General features: G+C 64.7%; 22 protein-coding genes. 19 read left to right on the top strand and 3 right to left on the bottom strand.

What is annotated here, in order from left to right; genetic code table 11:
• Positions 1-15: 15 nt before the first annotated feature.
• Positions 16-486 (bottom strand): Lrp/AsnC family transcriptional regulator, encoded by a 471-nt coding sequence (locus tag AC4D2M_RS06680; RefSeq protein WP_490890821.1) that lies wholly within the window; start codon positions 484-486, stop codon positions 16-18.
• 204 nt (positions 487-690) lie between these two features.
• Here AC4D2M_RS06680 and pdhA point away from each other — a divergent pair, with 204 nt between their 5' ends.
• From pdhA to AC4D2M_RS06695, 3 genes are read left to right on the top strand one after another with little or no spacing between them, the layout of a single operon-like run.
• Positions 691-1,806: a pyruvate dehydrogenase (acetyl-transferring) E1 component subunit alpha gene (pdhA, locus tag AC4D2M_RS06685; RefSeq protein WP_490890822.1), complete on the top strand. Its 1,116-nt coding sequence runs from the start codon at positions 691-693 to the stop codon at positions 1,804-1,806.
• Complete coding sequence (locus tag AC4D2M_RS06690; RefSeq protein ID WP_490890823.1) at positions 1,806-2,813, top strand: alpha-ketoacid dehydrogenase subunit beta; 1,008 nt, start codon at positions 1,806-1,808, stop codon at positions 2,811-2,813. Before pdhA ends, AC4D2M_RS06690 begins: the two co-directional genes overlap by 1 nt.
• Positions 2,814-2,821: 8 nt before the next feature.
• Entirely contained in the window at positions 2,822-4,213 is a 1,392-nt protein-coding gene (locus AC4D2M_RS06695; RefSeq protein WP_490890824.1) for a dihydrolipoamide acetyltransferase family protein, read from the top strand.
• A gap of 79 nt (positions 4,214-4,292) precedes the next feature.
• Here the strand turns inward: AC4D2M_RS06695 and AC4D2M_RS06700 are convergent, their stop codons facing one another.
• Together AC4D2M_RS06700 and AC4D2M_RS06705 are read right to left on the bottom strand one after the other, a co-directional pair.
• Entirely contained in the window at positions 4,293-4,760 is a 468-nt protein-coding gene (locus tag AC4D2M_RS06700) for a GNAT family N-acetyltransferase (protein WP_490890825.1), read from the bottom strand.
• Positions 4,761-4,870: 110 nt separating this feature from the next.
• On the bottom strand, positions 4,871-5,485 hold the full coding sequence (locus tag AC4D2M_RS06705; RefSeq protein ID WP_490890826.1) for an SACE_7040 family transcriptional regulator: 615 nt from the start codon (positions 5,483-5,485) through the stop codon (positions 4,871-4,873).
• A 157-nt stretch (positions 5,486-5,642) separates the two neighbouring features.
• Here AC4D2M_RS06705 and AC4D2M_RS06710 point away from each other — a divergent pair, with 157 nt between their 5' ends.
• The 16 genes from AC4D2M_RS06710 (at position 5,643) to AC4D2M_RS06785 (ending at position 22,315) form a co-directional block, all read left to right on the top strand.
• Positions 5,643-7,247 (top strand): carboxyl transferase domain-containing protein, encoded by a 1,605-nt coding sequence (locus AC4D2M_RS06710; protein ID WP_490890827.1) that lies wholly within the window; start codon positions 5,643-5,645, stop codon positions 7,245-7,247.
• Between the two features lie 5 nt (positions 7,248-7,252).
• Complete coding sequence (locus tag AC4D2M_RS06715) at positions 7,253-9,355, top strand: acetyl/propionyl/methylcrotonyl-CoA carboxylase subunit alpha (RefSeq protein WP_490890828.1); 2,103 nt, start codon at positions 7,253-7,255, stop codon at positions 9,353-9,355.
• A complete protein-coding gene (locus tag AC4D2M_RS06720; RefSeq protein WP_490890829.1) occupies positions 9,352-10,512 on the top strand; it encodes an acyl-CoA dehydrogenase family protein in 1,161 nt (386 codons plus the stop codon). The genes AC4D2M_RS06715 and AC4D2M_RS06720 overlap by 4 nt, the downstream gene beginning before the upstream one ends.
• 60 nt (positions 10,513-10,572) lie before the next feature.
• On the top strand, positions 10,573-11,364 hold the full coding sequence (locus tag AC4D2M_RS06725) for a CoA transferase subunit A (protein WP_490890830.1): 792 nt from the start codon (positions 10,573-10,575) through the stop codon (positions 11,362-11,364).
• A 2-nt stretch (positions 11,365-11,366) separates the two neighbouring features.
• Positions 11,367-12,113 (top strand): CoA transferase subunit B, encoded by a 747-nt coding sequence (locus tag AC4D2M_RS06730; protein ID WP_490890831.1) that lies wholly within the window; start codon positions 11,367-11,369, stop codon positions 12,111-12,113.
• Complete coding sequence (locus tag AC4D2M_RS06735) at positions 12,110-12,670, top strand: MaoC family dehydratase (RefSeq protein ID WP_490890832.1); 561 nt, start codon at positions 12,110-12,112, stop codon at positions 12,668-12,670. Before AC4D2M_RS06730 ends, AC4D2M_RS06735 begins: the two co-directional genes overlap by 4 nt.
• Positions 12,663-13,478 (top strand): HpcH/HpaI aldolase/citrate lyase family protein, encoded by an 816-nt coding sequence (locus tag AC4D2M_RS06740; protein ID WP_490890833.1) that lies wholly within the window; start codon positions 12,663-12,665, stop codon positions 13,476-13,478. The genes AC4D2M_RS06735 and AC4D2M_RS06740 overlap by 8 nt, the downstream gene beginning before the upstream one ends.
• 26 nt (positions 13,479-13,504) lie before the next feature.
• Positions 13,505-14,734, top strand: a complete 1,230-nt coding sequence (gene dxr, locus AC4D2M_RS06745; protein WP_490890834.1) for a 1-deoxy-D-xylulose-5-phosphate reductoisomerase — start codon at positions 13,505-13,507, stop codon at positions 14,732-14,734.
• A 3-nt stretch (positions 14,735-14,737) separates the two neighbouring features.
• Positions 14,738-16,087, top strand: coding sequence for a M50 family metallopeptidase (locus AC4D2M_RS06750; protein WP_490890835.1), 1,350 nt, complete (start codon positions 14,738-14,740; stop codon positions 16,085-16,087).
• A gap of 65 nt (positions 16,088-16,152) precedes the next feature.
• Positions 16,153-16,773 (top strand): MarR family transcriptional regulator, encoded by a 621-nt coding sequence (locus AC4D2M_RS06755; protein WP_490890836.1) that lies wholly within the window; start codon positions 16,153-16,155, stop codon positions 16,771-16,773.
• Positions 16,773-17,192: a hypothetical protein gene (locus AC4D2M_RS06760; RefSeq protein WP_490890837.1), complete on the top strand. Its 420-nt coding sequence runs from the start codon at positions 16,773-16,775 to the stop codon at positions 17,190-17,192. The genes AC4D2M_RS06755 and AC4D2M_RS06760 overlap by 1 nt, the downstream gene beginning before the upstream one ends.
• A 17-nt stretch (positions 17,193-17,209) precedes the next feature.
• Entirely contained in the window at positions 17,210-17,506 is a 297-nt protein-coding gene (locus AC4D2M_RS06765; protein WP_490890838.1) for a YciI family protein, read from the top strand.
• Positions 17,507-17,573: 67 nt separating this feature from the next.
• The gene (gene ispG / locus AC4D2M_RS06770; RefSeq protein ID WP_490890839.1) at positions 17,574-18,740 is read left to right on the top strand and encodes a flavodoxin-dependent (E)-4-hydroxy-3-methylbut-2-enyl-diphosphate synthase; all 1,167 of its coding nucleotides are present in this window, start codon (positions 17,574-17,576) and stop codon (positions 18,738-18,740) included.
• A gap of 67 nt (positions 18,741-18,807) precedes the next feature.
• On the top strand, positions 18,808-19,587 hold the full coding sequence (locus tag AC4D2M_RS06775) for a GNAT family N-acetyltransferase (RefSeq protein WP_490890840.1): 780 nt from the start codon (positions 18,808-18,810) through the stop codon (positions 19,585-19,587).
• 43 nt (positions 19,588-19,630) lie between these two features.
• Positions 19,631-20,404: a hypothetical protein gene (locus tag AC4D2M_RS06780; RefSeq protein WP_490890841.1), complete on the top strand. Its 774-nt coding sequence runs from the start codon at positions 19,631-19,633 to the stop codon at positions 20,402-20,404.
• A gap of 111 nt (positions 20,405-20,515) precedes the next feature.
• Entirely contained in the window at positions 20,516-22,315 is a 1,800-nt protein-coding gene (locus AC4D2M_RS06785; protein WP_490890842.1) for a proline--tRNA ligase, read from the top strand.
• Positions 22,316-22,325 lie beyond the last annotated feature (10 nt).

Consider the following 22,325-nt stretch of genomic DNA (forward strand, 5'->3'; position numbering starts at 1 on the left):
TGCAGATCCGCGCGGTTACTCCTCTGATCCGCGCTCCAGCAGGGGCTCCATGCGGTACGGGATCAGCTCGTGCATCGCGAGGGAGGTGTCGCAGCGTTCCACACCGTCACACGCCAGGATCTTCCCGTTGATCCGGAAGAGATCCTCGGCGTCCACCGACACCACCCGCACGAGGATGTCCGCCTGCCCGGTCAATCCGTGAGCCTCCAGAACCTCCGGGATATCGGCCAGATGGCCGGTGATAGCCGCGAGCTTCCGCTGGTCCACATGGATCTGGATGAACGCGGTGAGGGGGTACCCCAGTGCCGCCGGGTTGATGCGGCGTTCGAAGGAGAGGAACGTCGAATTCTTCTCGAGACGGGTCATGCGTGCCTGCACGGTATTGCGGGAGAGTCCCAGCGTCTGGGCGAGGGCGACGACGGTCCGCCGAGGGTCACGTGCAAGGGCGAGCAGAAGCCGCGTGTCGGTACCGTCAGGGAGCTGCATACTGCGCAACGGTAGCACGGGCACGGGGTAGGAAATAGAGCATAATGCTCACTAAAACCAGAATCGGTTGTGCTGTGTGGGTCACGTGAGTATCGTCACAATTACCACGGGCAATGATGCCCCTCGGCCCTTTCACAGCGCCGGAGGACGCGGTTCGCGGGTGTGTGGGAACGCCGATGCTGCTAGCGAGAAGGATGAGTGAACGTGCCTCTGAACAATGAAGCGGACGCCGCGCAGGACGAGCCGGTACAGCTCATCTCGCCCCAGGGTGAACGACGCAGCAACGCCGTGTATGACCGCTGGGTCTCCGACATCGACGGCGCGGCTCTGCAGGCCCTGTACGAGGACATGGTGGTTGTCCGCAGGATAGACGCCGAAGCGACAGCACTCCAGCGCCAGGGCGAACTTGCACTCTGGCCGCCCTTCCTGGGCCAGGAAGCGGCGCAGATCGGCTCAGGCCGTGCGCTCCGCGAGGATGACTTCGTTTTCTCCAGCTACCGCGAGAACGCTGTCGCGTACTGCCGCGGCGTGGACCTCACCGACATCCTGAGGGTCTGGCGGGGTAACGCCTCGTCCGGCTGGGACCCCTATGCCATCAATATGGCCACGCCGCAGGTGATTATCGGAGCCCAGACCCTGCACGCCACCGGATATGCCATGGGCATCCTGAACGACGGCGCGGACTCCGTAGCCGTGACCTACTTCGGCGACGGCGCCACCAGCCAGGGCGACGTGAACGAAGCCATGGTGTTCGCGGCCAGCTACCAGGCCCCGGTCATCTTCTTCTGCCAGAACAATCAGTGGGCCATTTCCGAGCCGGTGCGGCTGCAGGCACATGTGCCCATTGCCCGCCGTGCACCCGGCTTCGGCATTCCGTCCGTTCGGGTGGACGGCAACGACGTGCTCGCCTGTCTTGCCGTCACCCGCGAGGCCCTCGACCGCGCCCGCACCGGCGGCGGCCCTACTTTCATCGAGGCAGTGACCTACCGGATGGGCCCGCACACGACGGCCGATGACCCAACCCGCTACCGTGACCCGAATGAACTCGAGGACTGGGCTGCCAAGGACCCCATCGCGCGCCTGGCCGGGCTGCTGGATGCACAGGGTCTCCTGCCCGCTGAGGTGAGCGATGCGGTCAAGGCCAAGGCCGACGACGTCGCGGCCCGCCTCCGGGAGGGCTGCATCTCCATGCCGGAACCGGCAGCGCTCGACGTCTTCAAGCACGTCTACAGTGAGCCCAACTCGTGGCTCGAGCGCCAACAGGACCAGTACGAGCACTACCTGACCTCATTCGAGGCCTCTGAGGAAGGGAGCCGCTGATGTCCACCATGACATTCGGCCGTGCCATCAACGCAGGTCTTCGCAGGGCCATGGAGGATGATCCGAAGGTCGTCCTCATGGGCGAGGACATCGGGAAGCTCGGTGGTGTCTTCCGCATCACAGACAGTCTGCAGAAGGACTTCGGGCCGCACCGTGTCCTGGATACGCCGCTCGCGGAATCCGGCATCATGGGGACGGCAGTCGGACTGGCCTACCGCGGCTACCGTCCCGTCGTCGAAATCCAGTTCGATGGTTTCATCTATCCGGCGTTCGACCAGATCGTGTGCCAGGTAGCGAAGCTGCACTACCGCACGCAGGGCGCCGTGAAAATGCCGCTGACCGTCAGGGTCCCGTTCGGCGGGGGTATCGGATCCCCTGAACACCACTCGGAGTCGCCCGAGGCCTACTTCACCCATACCTCCGGGCTGAGGGTGGTCAGTGTGTCCGACCCACAGGACGCCTACGTGGTGATCCAGCAGGCGATTGCCAGCAATGACCCGGTCCTGTTCTTCGAACCGAAGCGCCGCTACCACGTGAAGGGTGAGGTGGACGAGAGCGTCGACATCACCGCTACAAGCATGAACGACGCGCGCGTGGTCACCGAGGGCAGCGACGTCACGCTGGTCACCTACGGACCGCTGGTACCGACGGCGCGCGACGCTGCCATTGCAGCCTCCGACGACGGCGTCTCGGTTGAGGTGATAGACCTGCGTTCCCTTGCGCCGATCGATTTCGCGACGGTGGAGAAGTCCGTCCGGAAGACCGGGCGTCTGGTCATCACCCATGAGGCCCCGCAATCCGGCGGTCTTGGCGCGGAGATCGCGGCGAGCATCACCGAGCGCTGCTTCTACTATCTGGAGCACGCCCCCGTCCGCATCACGGGATTCGACATTCCGTACCCCTACTCCAAGCTGGAGTTCCACCATCTGCCGGACCTGGACCGGATACTGGACGGAGTTGACCGCGCCCTCGGCCGGCCGAACTCTCTGAGCGGACTGGAAGGATAGTGGCGCCGGTGATCAAGGAATTCCGACTGCCCGACCTCGGCGAAGGCCTGACTGAATCGGAGATTGTCGCCTGGCATGTCGCGGTCGGCGACACGGTGGAGCTCAACCAGGTCATCGCCGACGTCGAAACCGCGAAAGCGGTGGTCGAGTTGCCTTCTCCCTACGCCGGGATAGTCGCGAAGCTGCATGAGCAACCGGGGACCGTGGTGGAGGTCGGTTCACCGATTGTTTCCTTCGACGTACCGGGGTCCGGTGCCGCGGCCGGCAGCGAGGAAGCACCGGTGGAGAAAGATCCCGAGCCGGCCAAACGGGAGCCTAATCTCGTGGGCTACGGCGCAGCGGTTGAAAAGACGGGACGGCCCGCCCGGCGGGCCCGGCGCGGTGACTCGGCGAACGCCGCCGCTCCTGCCCAGACCGAGCAGGCTCCAGCTCCCGCTGGGACCGAGGAACCGGGTCCGGCCGTGGCCGATGAACCGGCTCCGGCAGCTGCCGTTGACGAGGCACCGCGGGAGCGTCCGCGGTCAACGCCGCCGGTGCGCAAACTCGCGCGCGATCTCGGCGTCGACCTCGCACAGTTGAACGGCACCGGTCCGGAGGGGCTCATCACCCGGGAAGATGTCCTGGCGGCACAGCAGGAAGGCCACCGCGAGGCGCAGCCTACGCAGGAAGCCGCCGCGCCGCCGCCGCGCGCTGCCGGCCAGCGGGAAACACGTACGCCGATCAAGGGTGTGCGCAAGCACACCGCCGCCGCGATGGTGGCCAGCGCCTTCACCGCGCCGCATGTCACTGAGTTCCTGACCGTGGACGTCATGGCGTCGATGGACCTCCTCGCCCGGCTGAAGTCGAGCAGGGCGTTCGCAGACGTCCGTATCACCCCGTTGGCGCTCGTAGCCAAGGCCCTATGTATTGCGCTGGACCGGAACCCCACGCTGAACTCGCGGTGGGACGAAGCCGCCCAGGAGATTGTGCAGCATCACTACGTGAACCTCGGCATAGCGGCGGCGACACCGCGGGGGTTGATGGTGCCGAATATCAAGGAGGCACAGGCGCTTGGTCTGCGTGAACTGGCTACTGCCTTGCAGGACCTGACGGACACCGCCCGTGCCGGCAAAACCAGTCCCGCAGACCTTTCCGGCGGGACCATCTCGATCACCAACGTCGGAGTCTTCGGGATCGATGCGGGAACGCCGATCCTCAATCCGGGAGAAGCCGCGATCCTCGCCATGGGCTCGGTACGGAAGGTGCCATGGGAGTATCAGGACGAGATTGCGCTGCGGCAGGTGATGACCCTGAGCCTGTCCTTCGATCACCGGCTGGTGGACGGCGAACAGGGATCTCGCTTCCTCGCGGACATCGGCACCATCCTGTCCGATCCCGGCATGGTCCTGACGATGGTCTGAGAAGTGCTGCGCAGCTCCGGCGGACCGGACGCCGTCCGAATCCGCCGGAGCTGCGCAAAATCCTCCGTGGGAATTACAGCTAGCGCAGCTCGAGGAGAAGTTCCTTGACCACCGCGCCACGCGCGTTGGCAAAGCCCTGCGTCTCGCCCACCTGCGTGAAACCGTAGCGCTCCAGGATGCGGATCGAGTTGGTGTTGTCGACAACAGCGCGTGCCCGCAACGGACGCTCCGTGAATTCCTCGAGGAACTGGCCGACTGCCGCCGTCGTAATTCCCTGTCCCCACCGGGCCTTGTCAATCCAGTAGCTGATTTCCGGGATGTCGCCGTCCCGGTAGGCAAGGATGCTGCCCACCACGTCGCCGTCAGCGACGATGGTGCGGACCGTGACGGTGGGATCATTCAGGATGTTTTGCCAGTGGTGGTTGAAGACACCCCGGTCCGAGGGGTTCTTGGCACTGAAGGCGGCCATGTGGTTGGCGCTGGGGTCTAGCTGGTGGGAGAAGAACTCATCCAGGTCGGAGGGTTCAACGGCGCGTAGCGTGATCACTGGAAGCTTTCAGGTAGGCGGAACTGGTTTATTTCAGCGAAGTTCTTGTGCACTCGATGTGCATCTCCTTCAGCGTACTAGGACGTGACGTGTCGGTGTCCTTCGCGTACTTACGCCGCAACGCTGAGGGCCGCCCAGGCCATCTCCTCAAGCAGCTGGCGCAGTTCAGCGGTGTCCTTGCTGCTGCGGCGACGGTGGGTGGAGTGCGGGGTTGAATTGATGAGTCCGAACGCGGCGTGGGCCTTGCGACGCAGGTGCGTCCTGTCCGGTCCTGTCGCCAGCTCGGCGAGGGCATCAACCCACACCTCGACGTAGCTGCGCTGCAGCGAACGCACGGTTTCCTGGTCTTCGTCGGTCAGCGAACTGAGGTCGCGGTCCTGCACCCGGATGACGTTGGCGTTGCGGAGGGCGAAGTCCACCTGAAACTCGATCAGGCCGCGTAACGCCTGCTCCGGGCTCGGGGATCCAGCGACAACTGCCCGTCCGCCCTCGAGCAGATCCTGGCTGACGCCGGCCAGCAGCGCCGCGAGGACCGCCGGCTTCCCGCTGAAATGCCGGTAGACAGCCGGCCCGCTCACTCCGGCTGCTGCGCCCAGGTCCTCGATCGACACCCCGTTGTAGCCGCGCTCGGCAAAGAGCTGCGCCGCGGCGTCCAGCAGTGCGGCGCGACGGGACGCCTTGGCCATGCTGCGGCCGGTCATCCGGGTAGGAGCTGGAGCGTCCATGCCCGCCTTTCGTGTCGGAGCGAACCGGGGGAGGGGAATGCCTCCATTCTGGTGGACAGTTCGGTTAATAGCTACTAACCTGAATTTGAGTTAATCCCCGCTAACTGAGTGGTTGCGCACGCGAATCCTGAGTGATCTGCGCACCGGAAGGACGTCAATGGAGACCCTGGCATCGCGACTTGACCCGAGCGCCGAAGCGTTCCGGCAGAACGACGCCGGTCAGCGGGCACTCGCCACACAACTTCGCGACCGTCTCGCCAGCACGGCATTAGGCGGTCCCGAACGCTCCCGCGAACGCCACGTCAGCCGTGGAAAGTTGCTGCCCAGGGACCGCATCGACCACCTGCTTGATCCTGGGAGCCCCTTCCTTGAGATCGCGCCGTTGGCCGCCAACGGTATGTACAACGATGAGAGTCCCGGCGCGGGGGTCATCGCCGGGATCGGCCTCGTTCATGGCCGGCACGTCCTCGTGATCTCCAACGATGCGACGGTCAAGGGCGGCACGTATTACCCGATGACGGTCAAGAAGCACCTCCGGGCGCAGGAAGTTGCGCTGGAAAACAACCTGCCCTGCGTGTACCTGGTGGACTCAGGGGGAGCATTCCTTCCGAAGCAGGACGAGGTATTCCCAGACCGGGAGCACTTTGGCCGGATCTTCTACAACCAGGCCACCATGTCCGCGCGCAAGGTCCCCCAGATCGCCGCCGTCATGGGCTCCTGTACCGCCGGTGGCGCCTACGTGCCTGCCATGAGCGACGAGACAGTGATCGTCCGGAACCAGGGCACCATCTTCCTCGGCGGCCCACCGCTCGTGAAGGCGGCAATCGGTGAGATCGTCACTGCGGAGGAACTCGGCGGCGGTGACGTACACGCTAAGACCTCCGGCGTCGTCGACCACCTTGCCGAAAATGACCAGCACGCCCTGGAAATCATCCGGGATATCGTCGCGACGCTGCCCAAGCCGGAGAAGGCTTGGACGCCTGACGTGCCCGAAGAGCCGGCCGTGGACATGGAGGGTCTCTACGGCGCCGTGCCGGTTGACGTCAATGCGCCCTATGATGCCCGCGAAATCATTGCGCGAATCGTGGACGGCAGCCGCTTCCATGAGTTCAAGAAGGACTACGGCACCACCCTCGTGACGGGCTTCGCGACGCTGTATGGCCATCGGGTCGGCATCGTCGCAAACAACGGTGTCCTCTTCGGCGAGTCCGCACTGAAAGGCGCCCACTTCATCGAATTGTGTGACCAGCGCGGCATACCGCTGATCTTCCTGCAGAACCTGTCGGGATTCATGGTGGGCCGTGACTATGAAGCGGGCGGCATCGCCAAGCACGGAGCCAAGATGGTCACCGCGGTGGCGACCTGCCGCGTGCCCAAACTGACCGTCGTCGTCGGCGGCTCCTTCGGCGCCGGCAACTATTCGATGTGCGGGCGCGCGTACTCGCCGCGGTTCCTCTGGATGTGGCCGGCCAGCCGTATCTCCGTCATGGGCGGCAACCAGGCATCGTCCGTCCTGAGCACGGTGAAGCGCGACCAGCTTGAGGCGCGGGGTGAGGAATGGAGCACCGAGGACGAGGAAGTGTTCAAGGCCCCGATCCGTGAGCAGTACGAGGCGCAGGGGAGTCCCTACTACTCGACCGCGCGGCTCTGGGACGACGGCATCATCGACCCGGCGGATACCCGCCGTGTCCTGGGCCTCGCGCTCGACGTCTGCTCTAACGCGCCGCTGCCGGAAACCTCCTTCGGCCTCTTCAGGATGTGAGCAGAATGCCAACCTCTCCAACACTCTTCGACACCGTCCTCGTTGCCAACCGCGGTGAAATCGCATGCCGCGTCATCCGGACGCTGCGTGCACTCGGTATCCGATCGGTCGCCATCTACAGCGACGCCGACGCCGGTGCACGCCACGTCCGCGAGGCAGACCAGGCCGTACGCATCGGCCCGGCCGCACCCACCCGGAGCTACCTCAATATCGAGGCGATCGTCGAAGCCTGCAAGGAGACGGGCGCGCAGGCGGTGCATCCCGGGTACGGGTTCCTGAGCGAGAACCAGGCCTTCGCCCGTGCGCTTGACCAGGCCGGCATCGTCTTCATTGGTCCCCGGGTCCACGCCCTGAACGTCATGGGCGACAAGATCAGGTCCAAAAACCACGTCAGCGGCTTCGGCGTACCGGTGGTGCCGGGCATCGCCGAATCGGGCCTGACCGACGAGGACCTCATCAACGCTGCAGACCAGGTCGGGTATCCGCTGCTGATCAAACCCTCGGCGGGCGGCGGAGGCAAAGGCATGCACGCCGTGGAGCGCCCCGAGGACCTTCCGGACGGCCTGCGGACCGCGCGCCGTGTCGCTGCCTCCGCCTTCGGCGACGACACGCTGTTCCTCGAGCGGCTCGTCCGCACCCCGCGGCACATCGAGGTGCAGGTACTCGCTGACACCTACGGCAACATCATCCACCTGGGGGAGCGGGAATGCTCCCTGCAGCGCCGGCACCAGAAAGTAATCGAAGAGGCCCCTTCCGCGCTGCTCGACGAAGCAACCCGCGCCCGGATCGGCGAGGCGGCCTGCAACGCGGCCCGCAGCGTCGACTACGTGGGCGCCGGCACAGTGGAATTTCTGGTCTCGGATGACGCGCCCGATGAGTTCTTCTTCATGGAAATGAATACCCGGCTGCAGGTGGAACACCCGGTCACCGAAATGGTCACGGGCGTCGACCTCGTCGAGTGGCAGGTGCGCATCGCGGCCGGCGAGAAGCTCACGGTTACCCAGGACGACGTCGTACTCACCGGCCACGCGGTGGAAGCGCGCGTGTACGCGGAGGATGCGGAAGCCGGCTTCCTGCCCTCGGCGGGCACCGTCGTCGACCTCGCCGAACCGGAGGGCGAGGGCATTCGCGTGGACAGCGCGCTGCTTCCGGCACTCGAAATCTCCCCGACCTACGATCCGATGCTCTCCAAGGTCATCGCGTGGGCCGACTCCCGCGCCGAGGCTCTCGACCGGCTGGACCGCGCCCTCGCACAGACCAAAATCGCCGGGCTGCGCACCAACGTGGAGTACCTGCGGCTGCTGATCAATGACGACGACGTCCGCGCAGGTCAACTCGACACCACCATGATCGAGCGGAAGCTTCCCCGCCTGGCCTTCCGGACGGCGACTGACGCCGAGATCGCTGCTGCCGCCGTCGTACTCGCCGGGGCGGTCTCCGCTGCTGGAAGCACAGGACAAGGCTCAGGCTCGCCCTGGCACACGAGGGACGGTTGGCGGATCGGTGGGGTACCGGCGGCAGTACCCGTGCGGCTTTCCGTCGGGAACACCGCGTCCCGGACGGTTCTCATCACGACCAGCGGTGAGCACAGCGTCGTGGACGTCGATGGAAACCGTCACAGGGTTTCCTGGCTGAAGGCAGGCAAGGTCGCAGAGGCGCCCCGCGCCGTCGTCGACGGCGTCACCCTCGACACGCGCCTCGTTCCCCACGGTTCCACTCTCTGGCTGACGGACGACGGCTGGTCCCAGCCCGTCCGGATGCTCTCCCGCGAGGAAATCCTGCAGGCTCAGCTGGCCTCCATCGCCCGCACCGAAGGGGACGCTGACCCGGAAGTGCGCTCGCCGATGCCGGGCACCGTCATCACCGTGAACGTGGCCGACGGCGATCTGGTGGAGGAGGGGCATGTCCTGGTGAGCGTCGAAGCCATGAAGATGGAACACCAGCTCACCGCAGCCGTTGCCGGCACCGTCGCCATCACCCTCAGCCCCGGCGACCTGGTCTCCGCGAACCAGGTTGTCGCACGAATCCATCCCGTATCCGCCGGTGAAGCAGAAGACCCTGCCGCAGCCGGTGCCGCCCCTAGTGAACAGGAAGACCCCGAGTCATGAATTTCGAACTGAGCGAGGAATACCAGGACCTTGTCGATACCGTCCGGGAGTTCGCAGACCAGGTTGTAGCGCCGGTCTCCGCCAAACACGACGAAGAGCACAGTTTCCCCTACGGCGTGGTCGCCCAGATGGGCGAGATGGGTCTGTTCGGGCTCCCCTTCCCTGAACAGTACGGCGGGATGGATGGCGACTACTTCGCTCTGTGCCTCGCCCTCGAGCAGCTGGCGCGCGTCGACCAGTCTGTTGCCATCACCCTGGAGGCGGGCGTGTCCCTCGGCGCCATGCCTGTGTTCAGGTTCGGCACCGAGGAGCAGAAGCAGCAGTGGCTGCCGATGCTGACCAGCGGTGAGGCGCTCGCCGGATTCGGGCTGACCGAGTCGGAGGCGGGTTCGGACGCATCGGGGACCAAGACGAACGCCCGACTCGTTGACGGCCATTGGGTCATCAACGGCACGAAGGAGTTCATCACCAACTCGGGTACCGACATCACCCGCCTCGTGACGGTCACTGCGGTCACCGACACCGCCACGCGGGAAGACGGCTCGGTGAAGAAGGAAATTTCCACGATTCTCGTGCCCACCGACACGCCCGGATTCACTGCGGAGAAGCCTTACAACAAGGTGGGCTGGAATGCCTCGGACACGCATCCGCTGACCCTGAAGGACGTCCGGGTTCCGGAGGCGAACCTGCTCGGAACCCGCGGACGTGGTTACGCGAACTTCCTGCAGATCCTCGACGAGGGCAGGATTGCCATTGCCGCTCTCGCAACCGGGGCAGCACAGGGCTGTGTGGAGCAGTCGATCAGCTACGCCAAGGAACGTCAAGCCTTCGGGAACAACATCGGCGCCTACCAGTCCATCCAGTTCAAGATCGCCCGCATGCAGGCACGCGCCCACACGGCACGCCTGGCCTACTACGACGCCGCCGCCCGGATGCTGGCGGGGAAGCCGTTCAAGACGCAGGCGTCCATCGCTAAGCTGGTCGCGGGCGAGGCAGCCATGGACAACGCCCGTGACGCCACACAGATCTTCGGCGGATACGGGTTCATCAACGAGTTCACGGTGTCCCGCCACTATCGTGACTCGAAGATCCTTGAGGTCGGAGAAGGGACCACGGAGGTACAGCTGATGCTCATCGCCCGCGAACTCGGACTCTGACCGTCCGTTTCAGATCATCAAGGTGACCACCGCGCTGATAGAACAAGTAAGGGAGAAGCAGTGATAGACAAAGTCGTCGCCTCGGCAGCCGAGGCCGTAGCGGACATCCCGGACGGGGCATCCCTGGCCGTTGGTGGATTCGGGCTCTGCGGAATCCCCGTGGCGCTCATCGACGCCCTGCACGATCAGGGGACCTCCGGGCTTGAAACGATCAGCAATAACTGCGGGGTGGACGGCTGGGGGTTGGGACGGCTGCTCGATGATCACCGCATTCGCCGCACGATCAGCTCCTACGTCGGGGAGAACAAGGAGTTCGCCCGGCAGTACCTGGCGGGCGAGCTCGAGGTGGTCCTGACGCCCCAGGGGACGCTGGCGGAGAAGCTGCGCGCCGGCGGCGCGGGCATTCCCGCGTTCTACACGACGGCGGGCGTGGGCACGCAGGTGAGCGAGGGCGGCCTGCCGCAGAAGTACGACGACGCCGGCAACATCGCCATTGCGTCCGCACCCAAGGAAGTACGGGAATTTGCCGGGCAGGACTACGTGCTCGAGGAGTCGGTGAACCCCGACTTCGCACTGGTCCACGCGTGGAAAGGCGACCGTCACGGCAACCTGGTCTTCCACGCGACGGCGATGAATTTCAATCCGCTGTGTGCCCAGGCCGGCCGGATCACCATCGCGGAAGTCGAGGAGCTGGTGGAGCCGGGTGAGCTGGACCCGGAGCACATACATACGCCCGGCATCTTCGTGCAGCGGGTTGTTCACGTCCCGGACACCGAGAAGCGTATTGAAAAGCGGACGGTGGCGCTGTCCGCTCCGTCGGCAGCCGGCACCACCGACCAGGCAGGAGCATAGCCATGAATCCGAACAGCCCGCAGGCTCCCCGCCCGGAAGGCATCCGTCCCGAGTATCGGCGCGCTGCAGTGTCGCATCCCGAGGGCAAGGGCTGGACGCGGAACGAACTTGCCGCCCGCGTGGCGCAGGAGCTCAGCAACGGCCAGTACGTCAACCTCGGTATTGGGATGCCCACCCTGATCCCCAACTACATTCCCGCCGGCGTAGAAGTGGTGCTCCACTCCGAGAACGGGATTCTCGGCGTCGGACCCTACCCGGGCGAGGACGAGATCGACCCGGACCTGATCAACGCGGGCAAGGAAACCGTCACCGTCAACAAGGGTGCGGCGTTTTTCGACTCGGCCCTGTCCTTCGGCATGATCCGGGGCGGGCACGTGGACGTGGCCGTGCTGGGCGCCATGGAGGTGGCCGCGAACGGGGACCTCGCCAACTGGATGATCCCGGGCAAGATGGTCAAGGGCATGGGCGGCGCGATGGACCTGGTCTTCGGAGCCAAAAAGGTCATCGTGATGATGGAGCACGTGGACCGGAACGGCAGGCCCAAGATCGTGGAACAATGTACGCTGCCGCTTACGGGCAAGGGCTGCGTGGACCGGATCATCACGGACCTCGCCGTGATTGACGTCGTTGCCGCGGGCAGGCAGTCCAGGCTGGTGCTGCGCGAGCTGGCCCCCAACGTGTCCATTGACGATGTGGCGGCAGCCACCGGCGCCGAGCTTTTCGAGGAAGACCAGGAACTGACCGTATGACGGCGAACCCTCCCGAGCGCGTCACCGAGGAGGCGCAGGTGACTGAACATGGCGTGGCTGAACAGCGTGTCATTGAACAGCGCGGACTGTACTTCGAGGAACTCGAAGAGGGCGTGGTGTATGCGCACCGGCCGGGCCGGACGGTTACCGAAACGGACAACGTCCTCTTCACCACCATGACCATGAACACCCAGGGGCTGCACTTGGACGCCGCCTGGAGCGCGGGGCAGCCGTTCGGGCAGCGGCTGGTGAACTCCATGCTCACCCTTGCCACCGTCGTCGGGCAGTCAGTCACCCAGCTCACGCAGGGAACCATCGTGGCCCAGCTTGGACTGACGGATGTCTCCTTCCCGAAACCCCTTTTCCATGGCGACACCCTCTATACCGAGACGGAGATCACCGGGAAACGGCTGTCGAACTCCCGTCCGGGCCAGGGACTGGTGACCATGAAACACACTGGGCGGAACCAGAACGGCGAGGTGGTGGCGCTGGCTACCCGCACCGTGTTGATGTGGTCCTCGGCCGCGCACGGAGAGGGAAAGGGCGTTCATGACTGACTTCACCATGGGCCCGGCCCTGCTCTTCTGCCCCGCTGACCGACCGGAGCGGTTCGGCAAGGCTGCCGAGCGCGCCGACGCCGTGATCCTCGACCTCGAGGATGCGGTGGCCCCTGATCGTAAGGCCGGCGCCCGTGAAGCGCTGATCTCGCATCCGCTTGACCCGGCGAAGACTATCGTGCGGGTGAATCCTGCCCAGAGTCATGAGTTCGCGAGGGACCTCCAGGCCCTCCGGGAAACGAAATACCGGACCGTCATGCTGGCCAAGACAGAGGGATGTGAGGATCTGTGGGCGCTTAACGGCTTCGACGTGGTGGCCCTCTGCGAGACGGCCCGGGGCGTGCAGAAGGCGGGCGAGCTTGCTGAAGAGCCCAACGTCGTCGCACTCATGTGGGGAGCAGAGGATCTGGTCGCCTCGCTCGGTGGGACGGCCAGCCGCAAGGACGACGGCGGCTACCGCCATATCGCGATGCACGCCCGATCCACGGTGCTCCTGGCCGCCGCAGCCGCCGGCAAGCAGGCTGTGGACGCCGTCTACGTCAATATCCCGGATATCGAGGGTCTGACCGAGGAAGCACGTGACGCTGTCGCCTCCGGATTCGGTATGAAAGCCTGCATTCACCCGAGCCAGGTACAGGTCATTCGGGAGGCATACAAGCCTTCGGCCGACGAGGAGCAGTTTGCACGCGAGGTGCTGGCCGAAGCGCAACACCACGACGGCGTGTTCACCTTCCGCGGCAAGATGGTCGATGAGCCGATCCTCCGGCATGCCGAGCAGACCCTGCGACGGGCGGGACGCCTGACCTGAGCCCCGTGGTGCGGGATACTGAGGACATGGATTTCCCTCCAGCGCAGTCCGCGCCGCGCCGCGTCGTCATCCTCGGATCCACCGGGTCGATCGGCACCCAGGCGCTCGACGTCATCGCGCAGTCACCACACCTGTTCACCGTGGCGGGCCTGTCCGCAGGTGGTTCCAACCTGCCGCTGCTGGCGGCGCAGGCGGTGGAATCAGGTGCCCCGGCGGTCGCTGCCGCTGTCGGATCCCGGGAAGAACTCGAAGCGGCCATCTCCGAGGCCGCCCGGGAGGCCGGCAAATCCGGGTACCGGCCCGAGCTCTTCACCGGTGCTGACGCATCCGCAAGCCTCGCTTCCTGGCCGGACGCCGACGTCGTCCTCAATGCCATCACCGGCTCGATCGGGCTGGCACCGACCCTCGCCGCACTCAAGCAGGGCCACCTGTTGGCTCTCGCCAATAAGGAATCGCTCATAGCCGGCGGTCAGCTTGTCCGGGACGCAGCACGCCCCGGGCAGATTGTGCCCGTCGATTCAGAGCACTCCGCCATCGCGCAGGCGCTCCGTTCCGGGACCCCCGAGGAAGTCGGTCGCTTGGTGCTCACTGCCTCAGGGGGACCGTTCCGAGGCCGTACGCGCGCCGAGATGGTATCCGTCACCCCGGCTGAAGCGCTGGCGCACCCCACATGGGACATGGGTCTGATGGTCACCACCAACTCGGCAACGATGGTGAACAAGGCCCTCGAGGTTGTCGAGGCGCACCTGCTGTTCGATGTGCCCCTGGATCGGATCGACGTCGTCGTTCACCCCCAGTCGGTGGTGCACTCAATGGTGGAGTTCATTGACGGGTCCACCATCGCCCAGGCCTCACCCCCCGATATGCGCCTGCCTATCGCCCTTGGTATGGGCTGGCCTGACCGGATACGCGGCGCTGCCGCCGGATGCGACTGGACCACGGCCACCGCCTGGACGTTCGAACCGCTGGACCAGGACGCGTTCCCGGCTGTCGCGCTCGCCAAGGACGCGGCAGCCCGCGGCGGCACGTTCATGGCCGTATACAACGCCGCCAACGAAGAAGCCGTGGCGGCGTTTCATGCCGGGCGGATCGGCTTCACCGACATCGTCGACACGGTGCGCGCCGTCGTCGAGAGCCACACCAGTGAGCCGGTGCTTACCCTTCAGTCAGTGCTCGACGCCGAGGCCTGGGCACGGGGCACTGCGCGGATTCGTTGTGGCTTCCAGACTGAGATTCACCCACCACTAAGGAACTGACGAGTGTCGATTTTGCTGTTCATAGCCGGGGTGCTCTTTGTAGCCGTCGGTATCGCGGCGTCCATTGCGCTGCACGAAGTGGGTCACCTGGTACCCGCGAAGCTCTTCAGGGTCCGGGTGACGAAGTACATGATCGGGTTCGGCCCCACCATCTTCTCCAGGCGCAGGGGAGAGACCGAGTACGGCGTGAAGGCGCTCCCGCTGGGCGGGTACGTCTCCATGATCGGCATGTTCCCGCCTGCAAAAGCGGCCGACGGCGGTGCTCCCGTCCGCCAGTCCAGCACCGGTATGTTCCAGCAGCTGGCAGCAGATGCGCGCCAGGTGGCCGCGGAACAGCTTCAGCCCGGGGACGACAACCGCGTCTTCTACAAGCTGCCCATCTGGAAGCGGATCGTCATCATGCTCGGCGGGCCGCTGATGAACCTGCTGATCGGCATAATCATGTTCGCAATCCTCATCATGGGGTTCGGATCTGCGCAGCCCACCACCACCGTCTCTGAGGTGTATAAGTGTGTTGTCCCTGCTGCCCAGCAGCAGGAGACTGGGCAGACTGCCTGCGGGCCGGCAGACCCAGCCGCTCCCGCATTCGAGGCCGGCCTGCAGCCGGGGGACCGGATTGTGGCTTTCGACGGACGTCAGGTGACCGGTTGGACCGAGCTATCCTCCTGGATTCGTGACGCGGCCGGGCAGGAAGTGCCGATCACCTACGTCCGGAATGGTGAAACGATCAATGCAACGATCGAGCCGTTGCTGACAGAGCGTCCGGTGCCCGACGTCGACGGCAGGGCCAAGCTGAACGCTGACGGCACTCCCATGATGCAGGACGTCGGTTTTATCGGGGTAGGGTCCCGGCAGGAACTGGTGCCGCAGCCGGCATCGGAGGTCATGCCCGCCGTGGGTGAGAGCCTGGTGCGTGTGACCGGCGTCGTGCTCAATCTGCCGCAACGGGTGGCGCAGGTTGCCGAAGCGGCGTTCTCGGATGCGCCGCGCGATCCGGAGGGCCCCATCAGCGTGGTGGGTGTGGGCCGAATCGCCGGAGAAGTCTCTGCGATGGAGGAGATTCCGCTGGAAGCGCGCGCGGCTACCCTCGTGGGTCTTGTCGGCGGAGTCAACCTCGCGCTGTTCGTCTTCAACCTGATCCCGCTGCTGCCCCTCGACGGCGGCCATGTTGCCGGTGCGCTCTGGGAGGGACTGCGTCGGGGCGTGGCGAAGCTCTTCAAACGGCCGGATCCAGGACCGTTCGATATGGCCAAACTGCTTCCCGTGACCTACGCAGTCGCAATCCTGCTGATGGGCATGGGTGCTCTCCTGATTTACGCGGACATCGTGAAGCCGGTTGATCTCTTCGGATGAGGTTGAATACCGCATTTCACCCTAAATAGATTGAATTTGATAAATCAACCGCTTAGGGTTGAGCTATGTACGTCCTGACGATCGATCAGCGCAACAGCACCAATGAGTCCGACAGGGTGCCTGACCTGCTGCGCCAACTGGATGGGGTTCCCACCGCGATCCCGTTCGAGCGATCGGTCGGCGATGAGATTCAGGGCGTGCTGACCTCACCCGAAGACGTCATCGAAGTCACGCTGCGTTGCCTGCGTGACGATGGCTGGTACGTCGGAATAGGCGTCGGAATTGTAGAGCTTCCGCTCCCCGCGACTCCCCGCGAGGGAAGGGGAAGCGCATTCGTGGAGGCGAGGGCCGCCGTCGAGCGCGCCAAGAAGACCGGCGATCGCGCTCCTGTCGCCGTGGAGGGCCCGCACGGTGCTGCTGAGGCCGAAGGCGTGCTTTCGCTGATCGGACGCTTTGTTCTGCATCGGTCGGATGCGGACTGGCGGATCCTGGATCTCCTCGAGCCGCAGCAAAGGGGGAGTCAGTCGGCGGTCGCGCGGGCGTTGGACATCAGTCCGCAGGCCGTGAGCAAGGCGGTATTCCGATCGGGCTGGACCGAAGAGTGGGCGGCGCGTCCGGCAGCCGCAGTACTGTTGCAGCTGGCGGAGGGAAATGTTGAGCAGGCCGCAGATGGGGGAAGAGAATAATGGACTTTTTGTGGGGCTCCATAGCGCTGCTCGTTGCAGGAATCCTTGGTGGGCCCCTCACGCTCGCCGTCCTTCGCCTGGCACGCGCAGTGGAGGAGAAGAAGGAACTCCCCGCTCCGACCGGCCTTGACGGGGAGGGACCGGAAACAGAGGCAGCGCTAAGTGAGGCGGCTCCCGACGTACCAGGCGTTCTGCGCGGAGGACTTGTGATCGGCATCCTTGAGCGGACTGCTGTAGCGCTGGCCATTCTCCTGAACGAGCCCGTTGCCATTGCATATGTCGTGGCGATCAAAGGTCTGGGACGTTACGCGGAGCTCAAGGAAACGCCCGCGGCCGCCGAGCGGTTCATCATTGGAACGCTGACGTCTCTCCTCTGGGCCTGCACTGTCGCGGGCCTCACAGCTGTCTACCTGCTCTGATCACGTAGGGTGGATGCATGAGTGTTTTCGCAGTGGAGTACGTGTATGGGGCCGAGTCCGAAGCCCGCCGGGATGAACACCGCCCGGCGCACAGGGAATGGCTGAACCAGCTGGTCGGCAGGGGAAACGTGCTCGCGTCGGGGCCCTTCGCGGACAATGCGGGAGCGCTGCTGCTTTTTGTTGCTGATAGCGAAGCTGAGTTGAATGACCTCCTGAAGCAGGACCCTTTCGCCGCTGCAGGCGTTATATCAGCAGTCAAGACAACACAGTGGAATCCCGTCGTCGGGATTCTCGCCGAGCACGCGAATCGTTAGCCGGTCCACAGTGATCAGCAACCCGTCCCTCGACACCTAGCCCAAGAACCTATCCCTGGAGGATGCTTTGACCTCGGTCAACCTCGGAATGCCCGCCGCTCCGCCACCCACACTGGCACCGCGGCGCAAGACCCGCCAGATCAAGGTGGGTTCCGTGGGCGTCGGCTCAGACTCGCCGATCAGCGTGCAGTCCATGACCACAACTCCCACCACGGACATCAACGCCACCCTTCAGCAGATCGCCGAACTCACCGCTTCCGGGTGTGACATCGTGCGCGTCGCATGCCCCTCAGCGGACGACGCCGAGGCCTTGCCGATCATCGCCCGGAAGTCGCAGATCCCGGTAATCGCAGATATCCATTTCCAGCCGAAGTACGTGTTCGCAGCGATCGACGCAGGATGTGCAGCGGTTCGGGTGAATCCAGGCAACATCCGGAAGTTCGATGACCAGGTCAAGGAGATTGCCGCCGCGGCGAAGGCCGCCGGCACATCGATCCGGATCGGTGTCAACGCCGGGTCCCTTGACCCGCGCCTGATGGAGAAGTACGGCAAGGCAACTCCCGAAGCGCTCGTTGAATCGGCTGTCTGGGAAGCGTCCCTGTTTGAGGAACACGATTTCCACGACTTCAAGATCTCGGTCAAGCACAATGACCCCGTGATCATGGTGCGGGCGTACGAGCTGCTGGCCGAGCGCGGTGACTGGCCCCTGCACCTCGGCGTGACGGAAGCGGGGCCCGCCTTCCAGGGCACCATCAAATCCGCTACCGCCTTCGGGGCACTGCTCTCCAAGGGAATCGGAGACACCATCCGGGTTTCGCTGTCAGCGCCTCCCGTCGAGGAGATCAAGGTCGGAAATCAGATCCTGCAGTCGCTGAACCTGCGTCCGCGCAAGCTGGAAATTGTGTCCTGTCCCTCCTGTGGCCGTGCCCAGGTGGACGTGTACACCCTGGCGGACCAGGTGACAGCAGGGCTTGAGGGCATGGAGATTCCTCTCCGGGTCGCGGTGATGGGTTGCGTAGTGAACGGCCCTGGTGAGGCCCGTGAAGCTGACCTCGGCGTGGCCTCCGGGAATGGGAAGGGCCAGATATTTGTCAAGGGAGAGGTCATCAAGACTGTTCCTGAGGACCAGATTGTTGAGACACTCATTGAGGAAGCAATGAGGATTGCAGAAGAGATGGGCGAGACCGATGGCGAAACTGCTGGCTCGGGTGGCCCCGTGGTTACCGTCCGGTAGACAGTCGCCAGACGGAGTTGCGTTTCGGACCCTTGCCGGGAAAGACACCTCGCACCTCTGGGAACTGGTGAATTCGGACAGCACGGCCAACGTGTTCATGGCCGCGCATCTGGAGGCAGCCGGTACGGCGGCGCCGTCGTCGTCCGGGGGCGAGGTGATCGGCGCATTCTACGGTTCACGCATGGTTTCGGCGTGTTGGACCGGGGTCAATCTGGTGCCGGTCGGTATGGCCGGAGAAGACGCCGCCGCATTGGGAACCCTACTCGGCGAGAGCGGGCGACGTTTCTCCTCTATCTTCGGTCCCGCAGCGAGTGTGATGGGCCTTTGGTCCACCCTGAGCTCATACAGTCCCGAGCCCTTCGACGTTCGTGCCCAACAACCCCTGCTCGAGATCCGGGAGCCGTCCCCGGTTCCTCCGTCGGCAACGCTGCGGCACACGGAATCAGATGAGCTGGAGAAGATTCTGCCCGCATGCGCGGCCATGTTCGAGGAGGAAGTTGGCTACTCGCCCTACGTCGGCGGCGAGGAGTACTACCGGCGGCGCGTGGCCAGCCTGATTCGCCGGCGGCACTCTCTCGTGGATTTCGACGACGACGGCCAGGTGATCTTCAAGGCGGAACTTGGGACGGTCTCGGCGAGCACCGCGCAGATCCAGGGTGTCTGGGTCAATCCCGCTTATCGCGGGCAGGGCCTTAGCGCGGCCTACATGTCAGCTGTCGTGGATGAAGCACTCAAGCTCGCTCCGGCAGCAAGTCTCTACGTGAACTCGTTTAACACACGGGCCCTGGCCCTGTACAAAACCGTTGGGTTCAGGCAGGCGGGTGAGTTCGCCACTGTGCTTTTCTGATCCGACCAACGCATGCATCGTCCCTACGTCCGGAAGGCCCACCATGAGGAGCGTCCCCCGCCTCGTCAGCGGATTCGCTGTTGTCATGGCGCTGGCCGGTTGCAACCCTGAATCAGTGAAGGAACAGTTGCCGGGACAGCCCCCGGCAACAACGGCGGAAGCGAGCCCCTCCAGCACAGTGGAGCCCGGCCCGGGGGAATCGCATCCGGTGGGGGACGGCTCCCAGCTCAGCGCCGGACAGCTTGAGGCCGTGCTCGTTGCAGTCGACGAAGCCGAGCCGCTCAACGCGCAGGTCATCCCGGACGACGAACTTCGCGCACTGGAGGAAGAAGAGGGCGCCCGCCGGGCGGAGGACATTGCTGTGACTCCCGAGGAATGCAACGTCTACGCCGAACCCAGCCCGGAACCGCTTTCAGCTGACGCCAGCCGCGCCGCCATGACGTTTGCGGGGGAGTCCTCGCTTCAGCCGGACACCGTCAGCCTCTCGAGCCTCCCCTCGGAGGACGCGGCCATTGCCCAGATGCAGGCCAGCCGGAGTCAGCTGAACGTGTGTTCCGAGTTCACCATGGAGATCTCGAACCAGGAGATTATGACCACCGTCGTGGAGGTGGAAGTTGATACCGCCGCGGACGAGGATCTTGCCCTGCGCACAACCGTCCAGGTCCCCGGAACCGTCCAGCAGTCCATGACGGTGAGGTCCGTGGTGGACAGCACGGTGATCGACGTGCTGGTGGGGAGTTCGAGCGATTCGGAAGCCGATATTGCCCGGGCCGAACGGCTGACGGATCTGGTTGTGGCGGAGCTTCGCCTGCTTTGAGCGCGCGTGTCACTGACTACCCGCCGGACCGGTTAGATTGGTAGGTATTGTTTGCTGCCGCCATGTTTTCTTCATTCGCGGCAGAAAGTGCCAAAGAAACGGATTCCAAGCGTGGTCCTTCGACTCTCCACTCTTTTCCTGCGCACGCTGCGCGAAGATCCTGCCGAAGCTGAGGTGGCGAGCCACCGTCTGCTGCTGCGTGCCGGGTATATCCGCCGTGCCGCTCCCGGTATCTACAGCTGGCTGCCGCTGGGCCTGAAAGTCCTCGCCAGGGTGGAGGCAATCATCCGCGAGGAAATGGACGCCATCGGGGCGCAGGAGGTCCACTTCCCGGCACTCCTGCCCAAGGAACCGTATGAGGCCACCAACCGCTGGACCGAGTACGGCGAGGGCATCTTCCGTCTGAAGGACCGGAAGGAAGCGGACTACCTCCTGGCGCCGACGCACGAGGAAGTGTTCACCCTGCTGGTCAAGGACCTCTACAACTCCTACAAGGACCTTCCACTCAGCCTCTACCAGATCCAGACCAAGTACCGCGATGAAGCGCGTCCCCGGGCCGGTCTTCTGCGCGGCCGAGAGTTCATCATGAAGGACTCCTACTCTTTCGACGTCGATGATGCAGGCCTTGAGCGCAGTTACGAACTGCACCGCGAAGCGTACCTGCGCATCTTCGACCGTCTCGGGCTCGAAGTGGTTCCGGTTGCCGCTACTGCAGGCGCCATGGGCGGTTCCAGGAGCGAGGAGTTTCTGCACCCCTCCGGGATCGGCGAGGACACCTTCGTCGTGTCCGACGGCGGTTACGCGGCCAACGTTGAAGCCGTCACCACTGTGGTGCCTCCTGAGCTGGACTACAGCGATGCCCCGGCCGCCGAGGTACGGGACACACCGGACACCCCCACTATCGAAACGCTTGTCGACCACGCGAACGCTGCCGTGCCGCGTGAGGATCGTCCATGGACTGCTGCCGACACCCTCAAGAACGTGGTGCTGGCCGCAGTTTTGCCCTCAGGTGAGCGCGAACTCGTGGTGGTCGGTGTGCCGGGCGACCGGAACGTGGACCTGAAGCGGATTGAAGCGAACATCGGCGTCCACGTGTCAGTCGGCGGTGAGGTGACGGTCGAGGCCGCCACCGACGATGACCTGAAGAAGCATCCGGGGCTCGTGAAGGGCTACATCGGGCCGGGCCTCAGCCTCGACGCGGCCGTGCTTGGCTCCGAGAGCTCCACCGGGCTGACGTTCCTCGTAGATCCGCGCGTTGTCCCTGGCACTCCCTGGGTGACCGGCGCGAACGTTACCGGGCAGCACGTCTTCGGGCTCGTTGCCGGCCGGGACTTCAGCTGGGACGGGGTAATCGAATCTGTGGAAGTCCGCGAGGGCGACGAAGCACCGGACGGCTCCGGTACGCTACGTACCCAGCGCGGCATCGAGATGGGCCACATCTTCCAGCTCGGGCGGAAGTACGCCGAGTCACTGCACCTGAAGGTCCTGGATCAGAACGGCAAACTGACTACCGTCACAATGGGCTCCTACGGCATCGGGGTCACGCGGGCAGTGGCTGCCCTGGTGGAGTCCAACCGGGATGACAGGGGCATCATCTGGCCGCGTAACGTCGCTCCGGCTGACATCCATCTGGTTGCAACCGGCAAGGGCGACGAAATTTTTGCTGCAGCCGAACAGCTCGCGGGTGAGCTTGAGGGCAAGGGCCTGAGCGTCATGTACGACGACCGGCAGAAGGTCTCACCGGGAGTGAAATTCGGGGATGCCGAACTGATCGGCATTCCAACGATCGTGGTAGTCGGGCGCGGGCTGGCGGACGGCCTTGTTGAGGTCAAGGACCGGCGCTCCGGAACGAGCGAGAACGTGGCAGTGGCCGACGTCGTCGAGCGCCTGCATACGCTTATCAGCGCCTAGGGCGCGGGGG

The organism is Arthrobacter sp. TJ-270, from assembly GCF_058269075.1.

What these genes read in the sequence shown, in the direction of transcription:
- AC4D2M_RS06680 (WP_490890821.1), bottom strand. Translation starts at nt 486, where the DNA reads ATGCAGCTCCCTGACGGTACCGACACGCGGCTTCTGCTCGCCCTTGCA.
- AC4D2M_RS06690 (WP_490890823.1), top strand. Translation starts at nt 1,806, where the DNA reads ATGTCCACCATGACATTCGGCCGTGCCATCAACGCAGGTCTTCGCAGG.
- AC4D2M_RS06705 (WP_490890826.1), bottom strand. Translation starts at nt 5,485, where the DNA reads ATGGACGCTCCAGCTCCTACCCGGATGACCGGCCGCAGCATGGCCAAG.
- AC4D2M_RS06710 (WP_490890827.1), top strand. Translation starts at nt 5,643, where the DNA reads ATGGAGACCCTGGCATCGCGACTTGACCCGAGCGCCGAAGCGTTCCGG.
- AC4D2M_RS06715 (WP_490890828.1), top strand. Translation starts at nt 7,253, where the DNA reads ATGCCAACCTCTCCAACACTCTTCGACACCGTCCTCGTTGCCAACCGC.
- AC4D2M_RS06720 (WP_490890829.1), top strand. Translation starts at nt 9,352, where the DNA reads ATGAATTTCGAACTGAGCGAGGAATACCAGGACCTTGTCGATACCGTC.
- AC4D2M_RS06730 (WP_490890831.1), top strand. Translation starts at nt 11,367, where the DNA reads ATGAATCCGAACAGCCCGCAGGCTCCCCGCCCGGAAGGCATCCGTCCC.
- AC4D2M_RS06735 (WP_490890832.1), top strand. Translation starts at nt 12,110, where the DNA reads ATGACGGCGAACCCTCCCGAGCGCGTCACCGAGGAGGCGCAGGTGACT.
- AC4D2M_RS06740 (WP_490890833.1), top strand. Translation starts at nt 12,663, where the DNA reads ATGACTGACTTCACCATGGGCCCGGCCCTGCTCTTCTGCCCCGCTGAC.
- dxr (WP_490890834.1), top strand. Translation starts at nt 13,505, where the DNA reads ATGGATTTCCCTCCAGCGCAGTCCGCGCCGCGCCGCGTCGTCATCCTC.
- AC4D2M_RS06755 (WP_490890836.1), top strand. Translation starts at nt 16,153, where the DNA reads ATGTACGTCCTGACGATCGATCAGCGCAACAGCACCAATGAGTCCGAC.
- AC4D2M_RS06760 (WP_490890837.1), top strand. Translation starts at nt 16,773, where the DNA reads ATGGACTTTTTGTGGGGCTCCATAGCGCTGCTCGTTGCAGGAATCCTT.
- AC4D2M_RS06765 (WP_490890838.1), top strand. Translation starts at nt 17,210, where the DNA reads ATGAGTGTTTTCGCAGTGGAGTACGTGTATGGGGCCGAGTCCGAAGCC.
- AC4D2M_RS06780 (WP_490890841.1), top strand. Translation starts at nt 19,631, where the DNA reads ATGAGGAGCGTCCCCCGCCTCGTCAGCGGATTCGCTGTTGTCATGGCG.